The sequence below is a fragment of the Halomonas sp. DP4Y7-1 genome, from assembly GCF_019800705.1.
Taxonomy (GTDB): domain Bacteria; phylum Pseudomonadota; class Gammaproteobacteria; order Pseudomonadales; family Halomonadaceae; genus Halomonas; species Halomonas litopenaei_A.
In genome coordinates this window covers 217,433-236,218 of sequence record NZ_JAHVKS010000008.1, presented here as the reverse complement: position 1 = coordinate 236,218, position 18,786 = coordinate 217,433, and the positions used below count along the sequence as shown (strand labels likewise).

8 protein-coding genes are annotated in these 18,786 nt (G+C 64.6%); 1 reads left to right on the top strand and 7 read right to left on the bottom strand.

Annotated features, from left to right (window positions below):
• Positions 1-49 precede the first annotated feature (49 nt).
• From KUV72_RS15740 to KUV72_RS15710, 7 genes are all read right to left on the bottom strand, one after another.
• On the bottom strand, positions 50-1,534 hold the full coding sequence (locus KUV72_RS15740) for an autotransporter outer membrane beta-barrel domain-containing protein (RefSeq protein WP_222239043.1): 1,485 nt from the start codon (positions 1,532-1,534) through the stop codon (positions 50-52).
• A gap of 1,125 nt (positions 1,535-2,659) precedes the next feature.
• A complete protein-coding gene (locus tag KUV72_RS15735) occupies positions 2,660-3,970 on the bottom strand; it encodes an aminotransferase class I/II-fold pyridoxal phosphate-dependent enzyme (RefSeq protein ID WP_222239042.1) in 1,311 nt (436 codons plus the stop codon).
• Positions 3,967-11,784: a type I polyketide synthase gene (locus KUV72_RS15730; RefSeq protein ID WP_222239041.1), complete on the bottom strand. Its 7,818-nt coding sequence runs from the start codon at positions 11,782-11,784 to the stop codon at positions 3,967-3,969. Before KUV72_RS15730 ends, KUV72_RS15735 begins: the two co-directional genes overlap by 4 nt.
• Positions 11,781-13,436, bottom strand: coding sequence for an LTA synthase family protein (locus tag KUV72_RS15725; protein WP_222239040.1), 1,656 nt, complete (start codon positions 13,434-13,436; stop codon positions 11,781-11,783). The genes KUV72_RS15730 and KUV72_RS15725 overlap by 4 nt, the downstream gene beginning before the upstream one ends.
• Positions 13,436-14,206 carry an SDR family NAD(P)-dependent oxidoreductase gene (locus KUV72_RS15720; protein ID WP_222239039.1) on the bottom strand — a complete coding sequence of 257 codons (771 nt, stop codon included), beginning with the start codon at positions 14,204-14,206 and terminating at the stop codon, positions 13,436-13,438. Before KUV72_RS15720 ends, KUV72_RS15725 begins: the two co-directional genes overlap by 1 nt.
• Entirely contained in the window at positions 14,185-15,438 is a 1,254-nt protein-coding gene (locus tag KUV72_RS15715; RefSeq protein WP_222239038.1) for a capsule biosynthesis protein, read from the bottom strand. Before KUV72_RS15715 ends, KUV72_RS15720 begins: the two co-directional genes overlap by 22 nt.
• A 1-nt stretch (position 15,439) precedes the next feature.
• Positions 15,440-17,500 (bottom strand): capsular polysaccharide biosynthesis protein, encoded by a 2,061-nt coding sequence (locus KUV72_RS15710; protein WP_222239037.1) that lies wholly within the window; start codon positions 17,498-17,500, stop codon positions 15,440-15,442.
• Positions 17,501-17,939: 439 nt separating this feature from the next.
• Between KUV72_RS15710 and cysQ the strand changes: the two genes are divergently transcribed.
• Complete coding sequence (gene cysQ, locus KUV72_RS15705) at positions 17,940-18,785, top strand: 3'(2'),5'-bisphosphate nucleotidase CysQ (protein WP_315857911.1); 846 nt, start codon at positions 17,940-17,942, stop codon at positions 18,783-18,785.
• Position 18,786: the final 1 nt, after the last annotated feature.

The following is an 18,786-nucleotide window of genomic DNA, read 5'->3' as shown; positions in this document are numbered from 1 at the left end:
CTGCGGCTAGCGCAAGTCTCGGCCCTGGGGGGCCGGCGTCGCTACCGTCTTAGAAATTGTAAGACAGAGTAGCGTTGATGGAGTCATATTCGGTGCTGCTGGAGCCTAGGGTGGTGCGACCGGCTATGCCGAAGTCCATGTTGGTACCGAGGCGATGTGCGGCACCAAGCTCGAGCACTGTGCGGTCATCTTCCTCATCGTCCAGGTAGTCTGCATCGCTGTTCACGTCGCTGGACACGTCGTAGTGGTAGAGCAGGCTGCCGTACACCTCACCGGTGAAGAAGTCCGCACCGAATTTCACTCCGCCGAACACTTCACCCAGCTCTACGCCGTAGTCATTGGTGGCGCCTATGTACTTGCCGTCGAGGTCGTCTTCCATGTAGGTACCGCCTACTGTCAGGCCGGTACGCACGGAGTGATACTCGGGCAGGAAGTAGGTGCCGGAGCCACGCGCGGCCCAGCGGTCGCCGTCCAGGTCGATCGGCTCTGCTAGGTAGTCGCCGCGTATGGAACCATCCAGCTCCTGGTACATGACGATGGCGTCAAGGACGATGGTGCCGTCAAGGAAGGACACGGCACCGTACGGGGAGATCATCTCGCCGCCGAGGTCGGTACGGCCGCTGCCGTTGTGGTCCAGGTCCATCTCACTGTTGCCGGCGGCGATACCGACCAGCACATTGTGATGCTTGAAGTCGATACCGAGCAGCGCAACCTTGCCATCACCGGAGTAGCTAGAGTTAGCGACGTCGCCGTCGAAGTCGCTGATCTCGGTGGAGGCCCAGAGATTGATGCCTTCGGGGCGGCTGTAGTGGCCTTCGGCGCTGGGGAACATGGCCGAGTCGATTTGACGGATGATCGGATTGAAATTCTGGGCCAGCGCCTGCTTCTGGGCACCGCGCAGTGCCTGGTCGACGTTCAGCGCGCCGAGTTGAGCGGCCAGGGCCAGCGCTTCGTCACGCGTTAAGGAATCGAGCTGGCCTGAGAACAGTACATTGCCATCGCCATCGAGCAGTGTGATGGGCGTGTCGCCGTTGAAGTCTGCCAGGGTAGTGCCTTCCGGCAGTTGCAGGGTGATAGGCTGGCCGTTGAGGGTGGCATTCAGGGTGCTGGCGGTGTTGATGGCGTCCAGCGGGCCCTCCCACTCCAGGGTCACTGGGCGGCCTTCGACCAGTGCCGACACGGTAAAGGTGGAGGTCTGGTCACTGTTGTTGTAGGCCGAGCCCAGGCTCGAGGCGCTGGTGGAGACCGCCACCGGGTTGCCGTTGACCAGTACCGTGCCGCTGTTGCCTGATAGTGCCTGGTTAAGGGTAGAGGTGCCCTCGGGGGCGCTGAACACCAGCTTGGAGCCGTCGTTCAGCGTGACGGTGCCACTGTTGCGGTTCAGTGCAGAGGGGCCGTCGTCGAGGATGCTCTCGACCTGGGGCAGTGTCTGGCCTGTCTGGATCAGTTGGTCCAGGCTGAGGCCATTAGCGGCGGTAATGCTGCTGGCCAGAAGCCCAGTTGCACCTGCGGCCGCGATTAGTCCCTTCTTCATGATGATACCTTTGCTCAGAGGATGGTTTTTGTCGGCGCCCGCGCCGACGCTGGTGAGTCCCAGCGGCGGTTCCCGAGCCGCTGGCTACCTCGGCCGATCTTCCCGAGCCATCGATATGCAAGGCTCCGTTACCCGCGTAACGTGCAAGACATGCCGCGATTGCCGGCCTATGAGATAGTTATTTTGCATGGGTGATTGTTGTGTTTTTTGTCTTTATTAGCAATATTTAAGATAAATTTATTCGTGTATTTTTGATGACGATGTCTCTTGCCTGGCAAAGGCTCTCCCAGGAAGGCGAACGGTATGGGCCACTATGGAGGGCCAGAAATTGGAGCTGCGGGGGGAGGGGGCAGCTGTGAGCTGGTCGAAAAAACTTTGAGCTAACGTTCACGATGTGCCGAGGAGCGAAGATGATGGACAGCGCGATGTCGAGTGACAATGTGTATCCATTAATCTGTGGCGATGACTTGTGCGAGCGTTTTTTTGGTAGTGAGTCCCTGTTTGTCTAAGTGATCTGAAAATGTCTACAGTTTTATTCGTTTCGACCGGGTTGGGAAATTTTATGTTCCAGCTGATTTAAGGTGAAAATATAGTTTACTTATTTCTTATGTGATACTAAAATTGTGCGGTCTTGCGAAAATCAGACAGCAGTCCATGCTCAACCACCCCTGAAACTTTAGACGTTTCGCCTAAGGCTGCAAGGGTGTTGAAAAGTGGCCATGTCGGCTGGCTAGAACGACATTTGCAACTGAGCTCTGGTGGGTGATGGCATTGTGACGATTAGTAGCGTTTCACAGGTGTGATTTATTGCGCATTCTGCGCAGTGGTTCGAAAGTTTACCGAATGTAACTGAGGCCCTATACGGATGCTTCAAGCACCGGTGTGCAGCATTCTATGTTTGTCCTGCAGAGGCTTTTTGGCGTCCAAGGTTGTTGAATTTAATTCGATTTCTGTTGAGGTGTAGTAGCGGCTTTTGTATAGACGCGACGTAATGCAAGGCATCGCCTTTTCTTGCTTGATCGTTTGAGCGGCGCTCCTCTGGGACGCCGCTATTTTTTATCTTGAATAATTGTGACAAAGAAATTACGCCGCGGCGGTGGATAGGAAGGGAGTGGTGCGCTGTCTTCAGTGACCGAGGGCCCGGTGAGCGTAGATAAGCCGATCGATGGTCTGGTCAATTTGGTCGGTGGTGTGCTCGCTGGACAGAAAGAAACGCAAGCGGGCGCTGCGTTCGGGCACGGCCGGGTAGACGATGGGCTGGACGTTGATGCCGTCGTCGAACAGGCGCTGGGACATCAATGCCGCCGCCGGTGAGTTGCCGGTGATGATCGGCACCACCGCGGCGCCGATGCTCTTGCCGGTGTCGAGGCCGGCGGCATGGGCCTGGTCACGGAAATAGCGCGAGATGTGGTGCAACCGCTCGAGGCGTTCGGGCTCTTGCTGCATCAGGGTCAGCGCGGCCAGTGCCGGGGCGGCGGCCTGGGGAGGCATGCCTACGCTATACAGAAAGCCCGGGGCCAGGTAGCGCAGGGTATCGACCAGCGCCTGACAGCCAGCGATATAGCCGCCGCAGCTCGCCAGCGACTTGCTCAGCGTGCCCATCCAGATGTCGACGTCGTCGGTGGCGACGCCGGCGTACTCGCCAAGCCCTCGTCCGTGCTTGCCGAGAACGCCAAAGGAGTGGGCCTCGTCGACCATCAGCCAGGCCTGATGGCGCTCTTTGACCTCGACGAAGGCGCGCAGGTCGGGCACGTCCCCGTCCATGCTGTAGAGCCCTTCGATGACTACGGCAACACGCTCGAAGTCCTGGCGGTGGCGCGCCAGCAGATCGGCCAGCGCCTCGGGGTCGTTATGGGCGAAGCTCATGCGCTTGGCGCCGGAAAGCTGCGCGCCCACCACCGCGCTGTTATGGATCCACTCGTCATGGACGATAAGGTCCTTCGGCCCCAGCAGCTGACCCAGGGTCGAGACGTTGGTGGCGTGGCCGCTGACGAAGGCTACCGCGTCGTCACAGTTGTAGGCCTGGGCCAGGGAGCGCTCGAGCTCGCGGTGGATCGGACGTTCACCGGAGACGATGCGACTGGCCGAGACCGTGGTGCCGTAGCGCTCCAGCGCCTGCCTGGCCGCCTCATTGACCCGGGGGTCGCCGGCCAGCCCCAGATAGTTGTAGCTGGCGAAGTTGATGACCTCGCGGCCCTCGATGACGCTGGTCGCGCTGGCGACGCCGTCATGGGGACGGAAGAACGGGTCCTTCAGCCCCAGCCGCTCGGCCCCTTCTCGCATCATGGTGATTTGCTGGTATTGGGGCAGGGTGTCGAAGCGGGTCAGGCGGCTGTTGCCGCTGCCCGGTTCGGGCGCCGCGCGCTGGCCCCTTGGGCGGTCCTTGCTGCGGGCCAGCAGGCGCTGTTTCAGCGCGTTGCTATCGTTGCGTCTCATTCGACGTTCTCCCGTGTCGGGTCCAGGGCGGCTTCACCGCCGTGGGCGCTGGCCAGCGAGAGTAGTGTGTCGTCGCCGGTGTCGCCCTCTTCCTGGGTGAGCTTGCGCACCAGCACGTGGGCCAGCTTGTCGAGGCTGTTGGCCTCGCTCATCACCATCACCGAAAGCTGAACGTCCAGGCGCGCCTCGATGGCGGTCATCAGCTCCACCCCCATCAGCGAGTCGAAGCCCAGCTCGTAGACCGACTGCTGACTGTCGATGCGCTCGGCGTCGATCAGCAGAATGGTGGCGAGCTCCTCTTTCAACAGCGAGACCAGCTCCGCCTGCATGTCTTCCGTCGACAGGCCGGCCAGGCGCTGGCGCAGATCGTCGTTGCCCTCGTTGCGCTGGTTGTCCTCGCCGGCGGCCTCGGCCAGCTCGACAAAGCGTGGCGCCGCGGCGGTGGGCAGGAAGCGCGCCAGGGCGTGCCAGTCGAGTTCCAGTGCGCCGATACCGGAGCGGTCCTGCTCAAGCAGCCTGCCGAGGAGCTCGAGGGCCTGGGAAGAGCGCAGGGCAGATCCGCCGAGGCGTTCCTGCAGGGCGTCCCGGGTACGGGTATGGCGGGCAAGGAAACCGACGTCCTCGATCGCACCCCAGCAGACGCAGATGGCCGGGAGCCCGTTGCGTCGCCGTCGCGCCGCCAGCGCCTCGAGCCAGGTGTTGGCGGCGACATAGTTGGCCTGTCCGGGGTTGCCGAACAGGGTGGTGGCCGACGAGTAGAGCACGAACAGGTGGAGGTCGAGCCCCTGAGTCAGAGCATCGAGGTGGCGGGCGCCTTGGATCTTGGGGGCCAGCACGCGTTCGATACGCTCACGGTCGAGATGGCGGATCAGGCCGTCGTCGATCACGGTAGCAGCATGCACCACGCCCTTGAGCGGCGGACGAGTGACGCCGCAGTCGGCGATGACCCTGGCCAGGGCCTGGGCATCGGTGATGTCGCAGGCCAGCGCCGATACCTCGGCGCCCAGCGCGCGGATACGCGCGATGCCCTGTTCGGCTTCGTCGGTGGTAGCGCCACGGCGACCGAGCAGCACCAGATGTCCGGCGCCACGTTCGGCGAGCCATTCGGCGGTGCGCAGGCCAAAGCCCGAGAGTCCACCGGTGACCAGGTAGCTGGCGTCAGTATCCAGCTGCAGGGGCGAACGTTTGCGGGTGGCGGGCGCAGGCACCTTCGCCACGGTGCCGGCGTCGTCGCTGCGGGTCACCACCAGCTTGCCGATCTGGCGTGCCTGCTGCATATAGCGGAAGGCATCGATGACGCGATGGTGATCGAAGGCGGTGTAGGGCAGAGGATGCAGGGTGCCGGCGTTGAACAGCGCCATCATCTCGCCGAACAGGCTCTCGGTCAGCGCCGGGCGCAGCTTCATCAACTGGTCGGAGTCGATGCCGAAGTAGCTCAGGTTGTTGCGGAACGGACGCAGCCCGATCGGGGTGTTTTCGTAGAAGTCGCGCTTGCCGAGCTCGAGGAAGCGACCGAAAGGCGCCAGTGCCCGAAGGTTCTGGTTGATCGCTTCGCCGGCCAGCGAGTTGAGCACCACGTCGACGCCCCGGCCGTCGGTGTCGCGTAGGATCTCTTCGGCGAAGGTCAGTGCGCGGGAATTATAGAGGCGATCGACGCCGTACAGGCGCAGGAAGTCAGCCTTTTCTTGGCTGCCGACGGTGGCGTAGATGTCGGCACCCAGCCAGCGGGCGACCTGGATCGCCGCCAGGCCGACGCCACCGGCGGCGCCGTGGATCAGCACCCGTTCGCCGGGCGCCAGTCGGGCCAGTTGCTTGAGCGCATAAAAGACGGTGAAGAAGGTCGTCGGTATGGTCGCGGCGGCGGCAAAGCTGATGCCGTCCGGCAGCGGCGTGACCGAGCCACGGGTAGCTACCACGCGGTCGCTGAAGCTGCTGGGGCCGAAGCCGACCACGGCGTCGCCGGGGGCAAGGTCGCTGATCCCTTCGCCGACGTGCTCGATGACCCCGGCGAACTCGAGTCCGAGGCTCGCGCCGGCGAAGCCGTTCTCGATGGCTTCATCGGACAACAGGCCGAGGGTGTACATCACGTCGCGGAAGTTGAGCCCGGTGGCCTGGACGCGGACGCTGACATCCTGTTCGCCGAGTTGGCGCAGGGGCCGCGGTTGCCAGTGCAGGTGACGTAGTTGGCCGGGCAGGGTCACTCCCAGACTGCTGGCCTGAAGCGGGGGGAGGGTGGGCTCGACGGCGGTTGGTGCACTGTCGATGGCTACGTGGGCGCCCGGAGCCGCGTCCGCGGTACCGCACTTGGCGTCGCGGGTCTGGACCCGCAGGCGTGTGGCGAAACGCTGGCCCTCGGCACCGAGTACCAGCTCGGTTTCCTCGCCGGGGCAGCAAAGCTCCAGGGTCAGGGCCTGCAGGATGGGGCCGTCCAGCAGGTGAGCGCTTGATGACGCCTGGGCCTGGCCACTGGGCGGGTTTAGGTCGAGATCGACCAGGGTGACCCGGGCTTGGGACAGTTCGTTGGCCAGCGAGCGCGCGAAGCCCCACGTCGCGGCGTCGGCCGGGGTGGCAGCGTCAGGGCCGTTATCGGCAGCGGCGGTAGTGGCCGCACCGACGCCTGCCGGTTGATCGGCAAACAGGGACGCCACGCCTCGGGTCAGCACCCACAGGCGGCAGCGCTGAGAGATATTTTCCAGGCGCCTCACCCAATGGGCCAGGCGATCGCAGCGCTCGATCTCGTCGGCGGTGTCATTGAGCCCGCGCAGGTCGATCAGATTGAGCGGGGGGGACGTCGGGTGGCTGTCCTCTCGCGCAGAGGAGCTCGAGGATTGTCCGGATGTCTGGCGAGTGGCCTCGGCAAGGGTAGCATCGAGGGCGGCGTTTTCTCCCTCGATATCCACCGATGGCAGCGCCAGCCGTGATACCTGACCTCCCGCCGCGCTCAGGGCGTCGGCGAGGCGCTTGGCCGCCTCGGCGGTGGCCTCGTTGTGGACCAGCAGTTGTGCAGGCAGCACGGCCTGGGCGCGGGACGCTTCCTCGGTGCCTGGTGCCGGTCGCTCGGGCAGGCGCAGTGAGTAGAGCACCAGACTTTCGTCGCCTTCATCCAGGGGCGTGGCGTTGACGTTGCCTTGTGCCAGTTCGGCCAGCATCTCTTCGAGGTCGGTCTTCTCGCACAGCCGGGGATTGTCGCCTTGCGTCAGGGCGGGGGTGGCGGCCAGGGCGTCCCACCAGGGGGCGCCGGGAGCGTGTAGCACCAGCAAGGCGGCGCCCGGGACCAGGCGTTCGCCAAGGTCCTGAAGCTGGCGTCTGGAGGCCTCGTGATCGACGGTGTCGACCATGATCAGCCCGAGCTGGGCGCGTCGGCGCTCGGCGGCTGGGGCCTCGCCTGCGCTTTCCAGTGTGATCAGTGGGCAGCGTTCCTTCAGACGCGTGGCACGCTGGCGACTATCGTCGTCGCCGACGATCAGGTGAAGGTCGAGGTGGTCGGGGTCGACCAGAGGGCTCAGGGCTTCGCTCAGGCGCGGAGCGCCAACGCCTGTTTCGATGACACCGAGACGCCGACATTCGCCCTGGATCGACTCACGTACAGCCGACAGTGCCGCGGCAAGACAGCGGCCCAGCGCCTGCCAGCCAGACTGTCCCAGGGTATGCGGGGCGAGGGCGGACAGCGAGGCCGGCGTCAGCCCGATGGCGGCGGCGTCGCGCTGGCCGGTCAGCAGTTCGCTCAGGTGCAGACCATGGCGCCCTAGACGCTGGATCAGCAGGGCATCGTCGGGGTAGTCGTCGATCAGCAGCTGCCAGATCGGTGCCGGGTCCAGGCGTTCGTCTTCGTCGATGCGGGTCCAGCCCTGGTCGTCGGCGACCAGACCGCCGCTGGCCTCGAGCTGGGCGACCAGCTGTCGCCACTGGGCCGCGCTGCCCGGATATTCCAGCAGATAGCGCTCGAACTCGGCGCGCTCGAGCCGCTGGTGGTGGCCCAGTTGGCTTAGTGCCTGATCGGCGAAGGCTTCGCTCAGGCGGTTGAGCAGCGCTGCCAGCTCGGCAGCGTAGCGCCGATCGGCAGATGGCGCGACGTCATCCGCTGTGGCGCCGGAGTCTTGCCGGTGCTTCTGCAGGTGCTTATGCAGGGCATCGGGCAGGGCCTTGGCGAGTGCGTCGAGGGTGACGTCATCGACCTGACGCGAGTGCGGTGCCGGGGTCAGTACATTGCCGACCAGGCTGATAGCGCCGTGGCCAGCATTTTTAAGCCGTACTAGGCGGAATCGCGTGGCGTCCAGATGGGCCAGGCAGCGGCCTTCGGCGTCGAACAGGCTGAAGTCGGCGGTGAACGAGTGAGGCGCCCGTCCGCGCAGCCTGGCCTTGGCCAAGGCGGGGCGGCCGGCGTTGGCACGGAACTGCAGGCGATCGATACGGATGGGCACGAAGGCGTAGCCGGCCGCGGCGGCCTCGCTGTCGGCCAGCAGCGGCAGAAACAGCTGAAAGGCGCTGTCGAGAATGCCCGGCGACAGGTGCAGCGGTTCGCCCTCGGCCCCGGTGGGCACGATCTCGCCGAGCATGGTGTCGCCCTCGCGCCAGGCCCGGGGAATCGCCTGGAAGGCGGGCCCGTAGTCCAGACCCAGACGACTGGCCATGGCCAGGTGGGTTTCCAGGGTGACGTCCGGTGCCCGCGACGGCAGCGTCGGCGGAGTCTGTTCGAGCAGCGAACCGGCGCTCTCGGCCATCAACCGCGCGCTGGCGTTGCGTTGCCAGTCGCCGGCCTCTTGGGTGTCGCGGGAGTCGATGGTGATATGCCCCTGGGCGTCGCTCAGTGTCAGACGTGTCTGACGTCCGTGGGGCGCATCGAGCATCAGCGGTGCGTGGATTTCCAGCGATTCGATGTCGACCAGCGTCGGGGCGCGGTGATGGATGGCGGCGGCCAGCGCCATTTCGACGTAGCCGGCACCGGGAAAGACCGCGGCCTGGCCGACCACGTGGTCGGCCAGCCAGGGCAGGCGCTCGACATCTAGCTGGCTGTGCCAGGTGGTGCGCTGCTGGGCCAGACGGTAGCCGAGCAGCGGATGCTCTATGTGGCGGTCGATCAAGCCGCCGCCGTGGCCGCTGGGGGTGATCCAGAAGCTCTCGCGCTGCCAGGGATAGAGCGGCAGCTCGACAAAGTCACCTGCCAGCGGAAAGATCCGGCTGTCGTCGATGGTGATGCCGCAGAGCCACAGCCGCCCGAGGCCACGATTGAGGGCGTCGATGCCGTCGGCGTCGCGCTCCAGGGTGGTGATCACCAGGCCTTCGCCCTGGCGCGCCTTCAGCGCATCGTTCAGATAGCGGCGCAGTACCGGGTGGGCGCCTATCTCGACGAAGACGTTGGCGCCGGTGTCGAGCAGCGCCTCCATCGCCGGGGTAAAGCTGACCGGCTCGCGAATATTGCGCCACCAGTAGTGGCCATCCAGCTCGCGGGTGTCGAGCTGGGCGCCGGCGACGGTGGAATAGAAGGGGCAGCGGGCCTCGCGCGGGCGAATATCGGCCAGGGCGGTGACCACGTCATCCTTGATGACGTCCATGGCGGGGCTGTGGAAGGCGTAGTCCAGAGGCAGGCGGAAGCTGGCGATCTGGGCGTCGCCCAGGGCTTTCTCGAGCGCTGCCATGGGGCCTTCGGGGCCGGCCAGGGTCACGCCCTGACGGCTGTTGTCGCCGGCCAGGCTGATCTCGTTGAAGCGCGGATCCTCGAGCCACTCGGCGGTGCTGTCGGCATCGAGCACCACGGCGGTCATGACTCCCTGGCCACGGGTCATGCCCTGGAAGTGACTACGCTGGGTGATCACGCTGACCGCCTCGTCGAGGGTCAAGGCGCCGGAGGCCCAGGCGGCGGCCACTTCGCCGACACTGTGGCCGATCACGGCGGCTGGCCGGATGCCCCAGTGCTCGAACACCTGGGTGATCGCCACCTGGATCGCGAACAGGGTCGGTTGGGCGATCTCGGTGCGCTCGAGGCGGTCACCGTCGACGCCCTCGAGTTCGGCGCGCAGCGAGAAGCCGCCGAGGGGCATGAACAGGGCGTCGATGCGGTCGATGGCGTCGGCGAACAGCGGCGACTCGTTCAGTAGATCGCGGCCCATGCCGAACCACTGACAGCCATTGCCGGAATAGACAAGGACGGGGCCACTGGCGTCGGCCTGCGCGGTGCCGGTCACGACGCTGCGGGCATGGGTTACGTCCCAGCGGACGCTTGCGTCCGCTTGCGCGAAGGCTTCGAGCATCGCGGCGGCGCTGTCGCGGTCCTCGGCGAAGACGACGCCACCATGCTTCAGGCGGTCCCGACGCTGGTCGAGGGCGTAGGCCAGGTCGTAGAGCGAGGTGTCGGCCTGGCGCAGGTGTTCGGCCAGGCGTACGGCGAGCTCGACCAGGGCCTCTGGGCTGTTGGCAGAGAAACGCAGCGGCAGGGCCCGGTCCGGCGTGGTGGCGCCGTCGTCGGCAGTGATGTCCTGTGACGGGCTCTTGTCGGATGGGCTGGCGTCGCCCGGTTTGCCTTGTCTCGCGCTGTCTACCGGCTCGGGGGCGCTCTGCAGGATGACGTGGGCGTTGGCGCCACCGAAGCCGAAGGAGTTCACCCCGATCGTCAGCGGCCCCTGGTCGGCGAGCTTCAGCGGCTCGGCGACGATCTCCAGATTCCAGTCGTCGAGCTTGATGCGGGGGTTGGGAGTGCGGATGCCGATGGTTGCCGGGACTTCACGGTGGATCAGGCTATAGAGCCCCTTGAAAAGGCCGGCGACCCCGGACGCGGTCTCCAGGTGGCCGACGTTGCTCTTGACCGAGCCGATCGGCAGTGGTCGGCTGCGGCCCTGGCCGAGGGCCTGGCCTATGGCGTGGGTCTCGATGGGATCGCCCACCGCGGTGCCTGTACCGTGGGCCTCGAGGTAGTCGATGTCGTCCGCGGAAATGCCAGCGTCGGCGTAGGCCTGACGCATCAGCGCGATCTGGGCGTCGGCGTTGGGTACTGTCAGGCCGGTCTTGTGGCCGTCGGTATTGACCGCCGATCCTGCCACTACGGCCAGGATACGGTCGCCATCGGCGACGGCGGTATCATAGTCCTTGAGCAGGAAAATGCCCGCGCCTTCGGAGCGCACATAGCCGTCGCCGGCCTCGTCGAAGACCCGGCAACGGCCGTTGGCGGAGAGCATGCTGGCCTTGGAAAACACGATGAAGCCGAAGGGGTGCAGGTGCAGGCTGATGCCACCGGCCAGGGCGGTGTCGCATTCGCCGTGGCGGATCGCCTGGCAGGCTTGATGGAAGGCCACCAGCGATGACGAGCAGGCGGTGTCCAGCGCCATGCTGGGCCCCTTCAGGTCGAACACGTAGGACAGACGATTGGCGGCGATGCTGGAGGTATTGCCGGTGGCCGATGGGGCGTCCATTGCCTGCAGGTCGTCGGCGTGACGGTAAGTGTAGTCGAGACTCGAGATGCCGATATAGACGCCGCAGCGGCTGCCGCGCAGCTTTGATGGCGCGACTCCGGCGTGCTCCATGGCTTCCCAGGCCAGCTCCAGCAGCATCCGCTGCTGGGGCTCCATGTGAGCCGCCTCACGTGGAGAAATGCCGAAGAAGGCGGCGTCGAAGCCACTGATGTCCCCGAGGCTGCCCGCGGCAAAGGTGACACTGGTGCCGGGGTGCTGACGATTGGGATGACGGTAGACGTCGTGGTCCCAGCGCTCCGGCGCGACCTCGGTGACCAAATCTTGGCCTTTTCTCAGGCTGTCCCAGAAGGACTCATCGTGCCTGCTCGGAAAGCGATGGGAGGCTCCAATGATAGCGACGCGCCTTGTCATTCCTGCTCCTGTAATTCGTCCTGCTGCTTCGATCTCTGTGCCTTCCGGGCGCAGGCGTTTTTCTGTCGCGTGCTTGCCTTAGCCATGCCGGTCACGGTGTCCCACAGAGTTGCTGCCAGGTGGTCGATGGGGATGTCGTTGTCATGTAAAAGCTCGGCCGGCCCCGCTGATGAGGTGGCGGTGGTCCAGATCAGGTAGTCGCTGCGACCGTCGGGCTCGCCGAGTGCGCGATAGGACCTGGCCATGATCGGCACATGGTCGCCATAAAAGCACAGTATGCCTTGTCGATCTTGTCGAATCAGGCTATTCGCCAGGGTGCTCGCCATGCTATCGGCGTTTGCCAGGTGGCGCAGATAGACCGCCAGTTCATTGCGGCCGCGCTCGTCGAGCGATGTGGCCAGGGGGGGCGGCAGCTTGTCTCGCCAAGCGGCGTCCGGGCGCTCCAGGTGCAACGGGCCGTGATTTTCCATGGTGATGACGAACACCATCAGCGGCTGATCGATGCTTGCTTGCAGCAGCTCGTCGACTTTGCTTGCCAGTACCGCGTCAGCGATGTACTGGCCGTCCCGGTCACCCTGTCGGCCTTCGGCCGGCTGGTCATCGTCGAAGGCGTCGAGAGTAATGAAATCATCGAAGCCCATGTGCGGCATGACCTTGTGACGCAGATAGAAAGACGCCGGGTAGGGGTGCACGGCGACGGTGCGATAGCCGCTGCGCTTGAGGCTGCGCACCAGGTTGGGCACCGGTTGGCGCGCCAGCTGACGGTAGGGGTTGAACTGATGCATGCCGAGGGCGGCGCCGCTCAGCCCGGTCAGAAAGGCGGCTTCGCTGCGCACCGTATTGGCGCCCCAAGCGGGCACCTCGAGGCGACCCTGCACGGCGCTCTCAGCACAGAGTCGGTCCCAGCCGTCGAGCACGCTGCCGTGAAGCGCTGGCTGCCATTGGCGGGGGTCGAAGAACGATTCGCTCTGCACCACTACCAGATGGGGCAGGGCGTCGGCCCCGGGTAGGCTGTCGGGTCGGCGGAAGCACTCTGGCGTGCTCGACGGATCGATCTGGCGGCGCGGGTAGCGGGCGTAGGCCCAGAAGAAGCCGAACAGTCCGTGGCGCTTCAGATCCTGGACTGGGTTCAGGGTTATCTGTGATAGACGGGGCAAGGCATGGCCGAGCAGACCGACGCCGTTAAGGCCGAGGATGGCGACCATGGCGACAAGACCGCTGGCTCCCACGGAGTCCGACAGGGCAGGTTCGAACCAAAGGAAGGCCGCGAAGGCCAGAGCCCCGGAGACGCTGGCGGCGATGGCGAGGCCGATGCCGAAGAACGGCACATAAAGGCGAGGATGGCGGATGGCGTCGAGGAAGTAGTCGAAGTCCTGCACCAGAAACGGTTCTTTTAGGCTCACCCATTTGGTGCGCGCCGACTCTATCACCACCAGTTGCAGGCACAGCAGCAGCCCGGCGCTCAGCCAGCCACGCTGAAGCATCAGCAGTGACACGGCGAACAGCAATAGCCAGGTGCCAATGTGCACCATCAGCGTTGCCTTGGGACGCAGCCACAGCGAGTCCGGGCGCGGGCGCACCAGGGCTTCCATGGCGATGCTCAGGGCAAGGCCTAGAAACAAGGGAAGCAGCAACAAGGAAACCAGCAACATCAGCGCTCCACTCCGTAGCCGGTCCACTTCACCAGGCGTTCAGACAGGCCTGCCGGCAGCAATGCCAGGCACTGGGTGGCGAGTGCCAGAGGCCAGGGAAAGCTGACGCGAGCACGGTTGGCCTCGACCGCCGCCTGGATACGTCTGGCAGCGCGTTCGGGGCCGATCAGGAAGGGCTTGGGGCCAGGCATGGCGCGGGCCATAGCCGATTGTACATAGCCGGGCATGACGACGGTGACGCCGACTCCGTCGGCGGCGACCAGACCGCGCAGCGACTCGCCATAGGCCTTGATGCCGGCCTTGCTGGCGCTGTAGCTCGGTGTCACCGGCAGTCCGTACCAAGCGGCCAGAGAGCTGATGAAGACCAGCTGGCCACTGCCGCGGGCCTGCATGGCCGGGATCAGGCGGCGGGCCATGTCGATGGGGATACGCAGGTTCAGGTCGAGCAGTCTACGGGCCGTGGCGCCGTCTTCGCCATCGCGGCGGCTGGTGACGCCGTGGTTCATGCCGGCACACAGCAGCACCCGATCAGGAGTGCGCGGCAGGCCGTCGAGCCAGGCGTCGCGGACGTCGTCGTCTTCGAGGGGGGTCTGGCTCAGGCTGACCACCGCACCCAGCGTCCTGCAGTCCTCGGCCAGGGGCTTCAGTGCCTCCAGGCGTCGGCCGTGCAGCACCAGTTCGGTACCGGCGGCAGCATAACGCCGGGCCAGTTCTCCACCGATGGCGCCGCTCGCCCCGGTAATCAGTATCAGGCGGCCTTGGGCAGGCATTGCAGCAGTTCCTCCAGTGGGCTGAGATCGGCGGCGAGTCGCGGCGAGCATTGGGCGACGGCGAGATCGATGCCACGGCGGCAGTAGAAGCCACCGTTGAGCTGCACCGTGTGCAGCAAGGTCTGACGAAAGGCGTGGAACAGGCGCGGATCCGGGGCTTCGGGATGCTGCCAGAAGGCGTCGAGCCCTGCTCGCGCCACCAGCCCGGGCAGGGCGTAGATGGCCTGGCCGAGCGACAGCGTCGGGCAGCCGTGCTCCATGGCCACCAGGCCTGCCGTACTGTTGACTGTGACCATGCCCCGCGATCCTGGCAGCAGGCGGTTCAGGTCGCCGCTTTCGAGGTAGATGACGCGGCCGTCAATGGACAGCTCGTCGGCCTTGCGGCGGATATGTCCGGCGTAGTTCACCAGGCCCATGTCCAGCGGATGATTTTTGATCACCAGTCGGGCGTCGCCGGGAGCGCGGCGGGCAAATGAGGTCATCACCGTATCGAGGACTTCGAGCATATCTCGATAGGGCGAGTGATGCTGGATCTGGGCGTCGCCGTTCAATTGAAGCGGCAGCACAAAGTAAGGTCTGGATGATGCGACCAGGGATTCGATGCGCCGGGCATCGCGGGACTTATAGTAGCGCAGCAGAGAGAAGCGCTTGAGATAGGCGGCGTACTCGAGCGGCGCGGTGACCGATGCATGATTGCGGTAGTGGGGCGCAAGCACGGGGTTGGCAAGGCCAGCCAGGTGGAATAGCACGTCGTGGGTAGCGCGGATGCGAAACGGGCTATTAAAGGGCATGGCAGCCGGTGCATCGCCGAGTCTTGCGTAGGCCTCCTGGTACCAGTCGGAGTCGCTGGGCAAGGTTGACCGAGCATTGACGCCCTCCGGCTCCATAGTAATCCAGTGTGGGCGGAAATAGCCTTCCTCGAGCACCTGGGTGCGCACGCCGAAGGCTGGCGCCAGCGTGACTGCTGGGCGGTGGACTGGGCGCTGGTCACCGAACAGCACCTGATCGGAGATGTTGTCGCGCCGATAGCGGTCCTGCAGAAATTCGGGGAGATCTGGCAGCGAGCCTCGGTATAGCCGAGCACCTTGGCGGCGTCGGTAAAGCAAATCGCCACCATTGAAGTTGAGCAGATGGACATGGTGCCCGTCATCGGCCAGCCGGCGGGCCAGGCGAGCAGAGAATGGTGAACATGGGCCCTGCAGCATTAGAAAGGACTTTTTGCTGGCGAGCATGTCAGTGCCTGCCTTCGACGGTATTGCGGTAAAGGCGATAGGCCCGCTGCCACAGTCGCAGTCGGGGATGAGCCTGGCGGCGCTGGTCCAGCAGAGTGATCGCGGTCTCGACGTTGATCAAATGGCGGGTGGTCGGGTCGACGTAGCGCGGGTAGACGATGAGGGTCGCTGCGACCAGCTCTTCCAGAGTAGCTCGGCGGCTTCGGCGCGGCGGGGGGGGCGCCTGATCCAGGGTCAGCCCCCAGCCTGCGTAGAAGGGAACGCCGTAGGTGGTCACTCGCGTGCCACGTAGCAGTGCCTCGAACCCAGTCAGCGAGGTCATGGTGTGGATCTCGTCCGCCTGCTCGATCAGCGCCGTGATATCGGCGTGGGGTAGACAGTGATCGTAAATCGCATCGTCGACGACCTGACCCAGCCTGACGCCGCTGGTCACGTCGGGATGGGGCTTGTAGATGATAAGGGCGTCGGGATTGGCCTCACGCACCCGGGCCAGCAGGGCGGCGTTGGTGGTGATCTGGGTGGTGCCGGTACGAATGGACGCGTCGCTTTCGACCTGGCCGGGTACCAGCAGGCAGCGTTGTTCTGGACTGGCCTTGAGTGCCGCCAGGCGTGGCCTGAGAGTAGTCTCGTGGTGTTGGGTAGTGCTGTCGTTGTACTTGCTCATCTTGAGCGCGACCAGGCGCTGGATAACGTGGCGAGCACGTGCCAGCAGCCGTGGCGAGAAGTCGCCTCGTTCGATCATGGTCTCGAGGTCACTGGGCCGGCCGGGATCGTAGTAGATGCCAGCGCCGTCGATGACCAGTGACAGTGGGCGTATCAGGTCGATGCCCAGCCCTACCGAACGCAGAAAGCCATCTTCCATGCGCCAGCAAGCGCCATCATCGTTGTGGCCATGCTGATCGCCCCACACTAGTCGCCGTGTCACACCTGTGGTGGTCGATGGCTGGGGCGTGTAGGGGGAGTTGGCTCGAGGCGTCTCTCGGGGCGTGCTGGTGCTGTGCAGCTTTGCCCTGGGACCAAGGAAATCGCCGATAAAGCCGCGCTTCCAGCGTGAGAAGCCCTGTGCCTGCCAGTCGCCGGCAGCAGTCTCGATCTGACGACGTTGGTCTTCCAGCAGGTCGAGGGTGGCTTCCAGGTCGCTGGTTTGCCCGGTATAGGGGTTGGCGTAGCGGCAATAACGCAGGTAGGCCGCTGCAAACACCCAGGTGAGACTGGGGCGGTGCGCACGACGAGGGCAGGCACAACGGTCGTCGGTGAGCCCCCAGCCGGCGTAAAACGGCAGGCCGTGGCAGGTGACCGGCAGTCCGGCGATCAGGGCTTCGAAGCCGAGTTGGCTGGTAACCACGTGAACGGCCTCCACCGCATCGAACAGTGCCCAGGGGTTGATGTCTTCGGTCAGTAGATGACAGCGTCGGCGCTTTCCTGCCTGCATCAGGTGACCGGCCTTGCTGCCGGCCACCACGTCCGGATGGGCCTTGATCAGGATGTCGGCGTGCGGATGGTGATCGCAGGCGTAGTCGAGCATGGCCTCGAAGCTCTTGGCGTTAGCCATGCCGTAGGTGATCGAGGCGTCGCCGCGGGTTTGGTCGACCACCAATACACGCGGGTTATTGCTTGCGGGTAGCGGGAGGTCCGGTGCGTGATTGTACTTTGAAAGACGCAGCTCACGCAGGCGGGCCATGGCACGTTCGGCGCGCTGTTGCTCGCCGGGCAGGAAGCTGTCTTGCCCGATCATAGTCTCGAGATCCGATGGACGCGAGGCGTCGTAGTAGATCCCTAGGTGGTCCACCACTAGGGAGTGAGAGGCATAGCCCTGCACATTAAGACCCCAGGAACGCAGAAACCCGTCCTCAATGGCAACGTAAGGCATTCCGAGGCGCTCGGCGTAACGCCTCGCCTTGTTTGCAGATGGCTTATAGCCCCAGCCAGCCACTGCCTGGGCGCCTTGGCGATGCCGTTGGCTCCAGGGGCGGAGCTCATCGAATTCGTGCAGACAGGTCGCCAATACTGGCTGTTTGGCCAGAGCGCCCGTGGTCAGGATGGCAATGCGGCGGGGGTGCATTTCATCTGCGTGTAGATTGACTCCCTGTCCCAAATTTCACCTACGGCGCACAAGTTGATTAAGTGAGTAGTGCCTCATGTTAACAGAACTAATGTTCTTGAAACTCTTATTCTGTCAAAAATAAGCATCGTTTATGGACCTTAATCGGTGTAAGGTCAGCGGCAAGCTGTAAGCCTTGATTAGTAGTACCAATATTGGTGTAGCGTCTTAACAAGTTTTGTACAGGTTACACAGCGGCAATCTGTCGGTAGTGACCAGAGTGGTGCTAACTCCGGCGAATGACATTCAAGTCGTGCTGAGCCGCCGCCCCCCCCTGCGCTGAACCGGTGAGTCGCGGTAAACTTGACACCTTCGATTTCCGGGAAGGCCTTGCCTTCTCGGTACATGGTACCGGCTCGCCCTGTTATCTTCGGTCGAGTCTTTCATCAAGGAGCCTTCCGTGCCCGTAAGTCTGAGCAGTGAACACAAGGATGCCCTTGTCGCGGGTGTCGAAGACGCCGGTCGCCTGGTGCTCGAGATCTATCAGCGTGACTTCGACGTCGAGCACAAGGATGACAACAGTCCCCTGACCGAGGCCGACCTGGCCGCCCATCACGCGCTGGTGGCGCTGCTGGAACAGCTGACGCCCGGCACGCCGGTGCTGTCCGAGGAATCCGGCGAGATCGCCACCGAGACGCGGCTGGGCTGGGACTGTTACTGGCTGGTGGACCCGCTGGATGGGACCAAGGAGTTCGTCAATCGCAACGGCGAGTTCACCCTCAATGTGGCGCTGATCGAGCACGGTGTACCGGTGCTCGGGGTGGTGCACGCGCCGGTACTGGGGGTGACCTGGTTCGGTGATCGCCAGCAAGGCGCCTGGCGCACCGAGCAGGCCCCCAGCGGCAAGGCGCCGGTGCGCCAGCCTATTCGAGTGCGTGACTTGCCGGACCCCGCGGTAGCGCCGTGGGTGGTGGTCGGCAGCCGGCGCCACGGGGCTGAAGCCTTCGAGGCCTTCTGTGCGGGCCTGCCCGCCAGCGAGTGCACGTCCATGGGCAGCTCGCTGAAACTGTGCCTGGTGGCAGAGGGCAAGGCGGACCTCTATCCCCGTCTGGCACCCACCTGCGAGTGGGACACCGCCGCGGCCCAGGCCGTGGTCACGGCCGCAGGAGGCGAGGTGCTGGATGCCGAGACGTTGATGCCACTGCGCTGCAATCGTGGCGAGTCACTGCTCAATCCGTTTTTCGTCGTCTGCGGCCAGCGTGACCGGCGCTGGGAACAGGCCCTGGCCGCAGCACTGGCGGACTGAG

Coding starts and splice junctions, on each gene's coding strand:
- KUV72_RS15715 (WP_222239038.1), bottom strand. CDS start 15,438: ATGCTCGCCAGCAAAAAGTCCTTTCTAATGCTGCAGGGCCCATGTTCA.
- KUV72_RS15710 (WP_222239037.1), bottom strand. CDS start 17,500: ATGCACCCCCGCCGCATTGCCATCCTGACCACGGGCGCTCTGGCCAAA.
- KUV72_RS15730 (WP_222239041.1), bottom strand. CDS start 11,784: ATGACAAGGCGCGTCGCTATCATTGGAGCCTCCCATCGCTTTCCGAGC.
- KUV72_RS15740 (WP_222239043.1), bottom strand. CDS start 1,534: ATGAAGAAGGGACTAATCGCGGCCGCAGGTGCAACTGGGCTTCTGGCC.
- KUV72_RS15720 (WP_222239039.1), bottom strand. CDS start 14,206: ATGCCTGCCCAAGGCCGCCTGATACTGATTACCGGGGCGAGCGGCGCC.
- KUV72_RS15725 (WP_222239040.1), bottom strand. CDS start 13,436: ATGTTGCTGGTTTCCTTGTTGCTGCTTCCCTTGTTTCTAGGCCTTGCC.
- KUV72_RS15735 (WP_222239042.1), bottom strand. CDS start 3,970: ATGAGACGCAACGATAGCAACGCGCTGAAACAGCGCCTGCTGGCCCGC.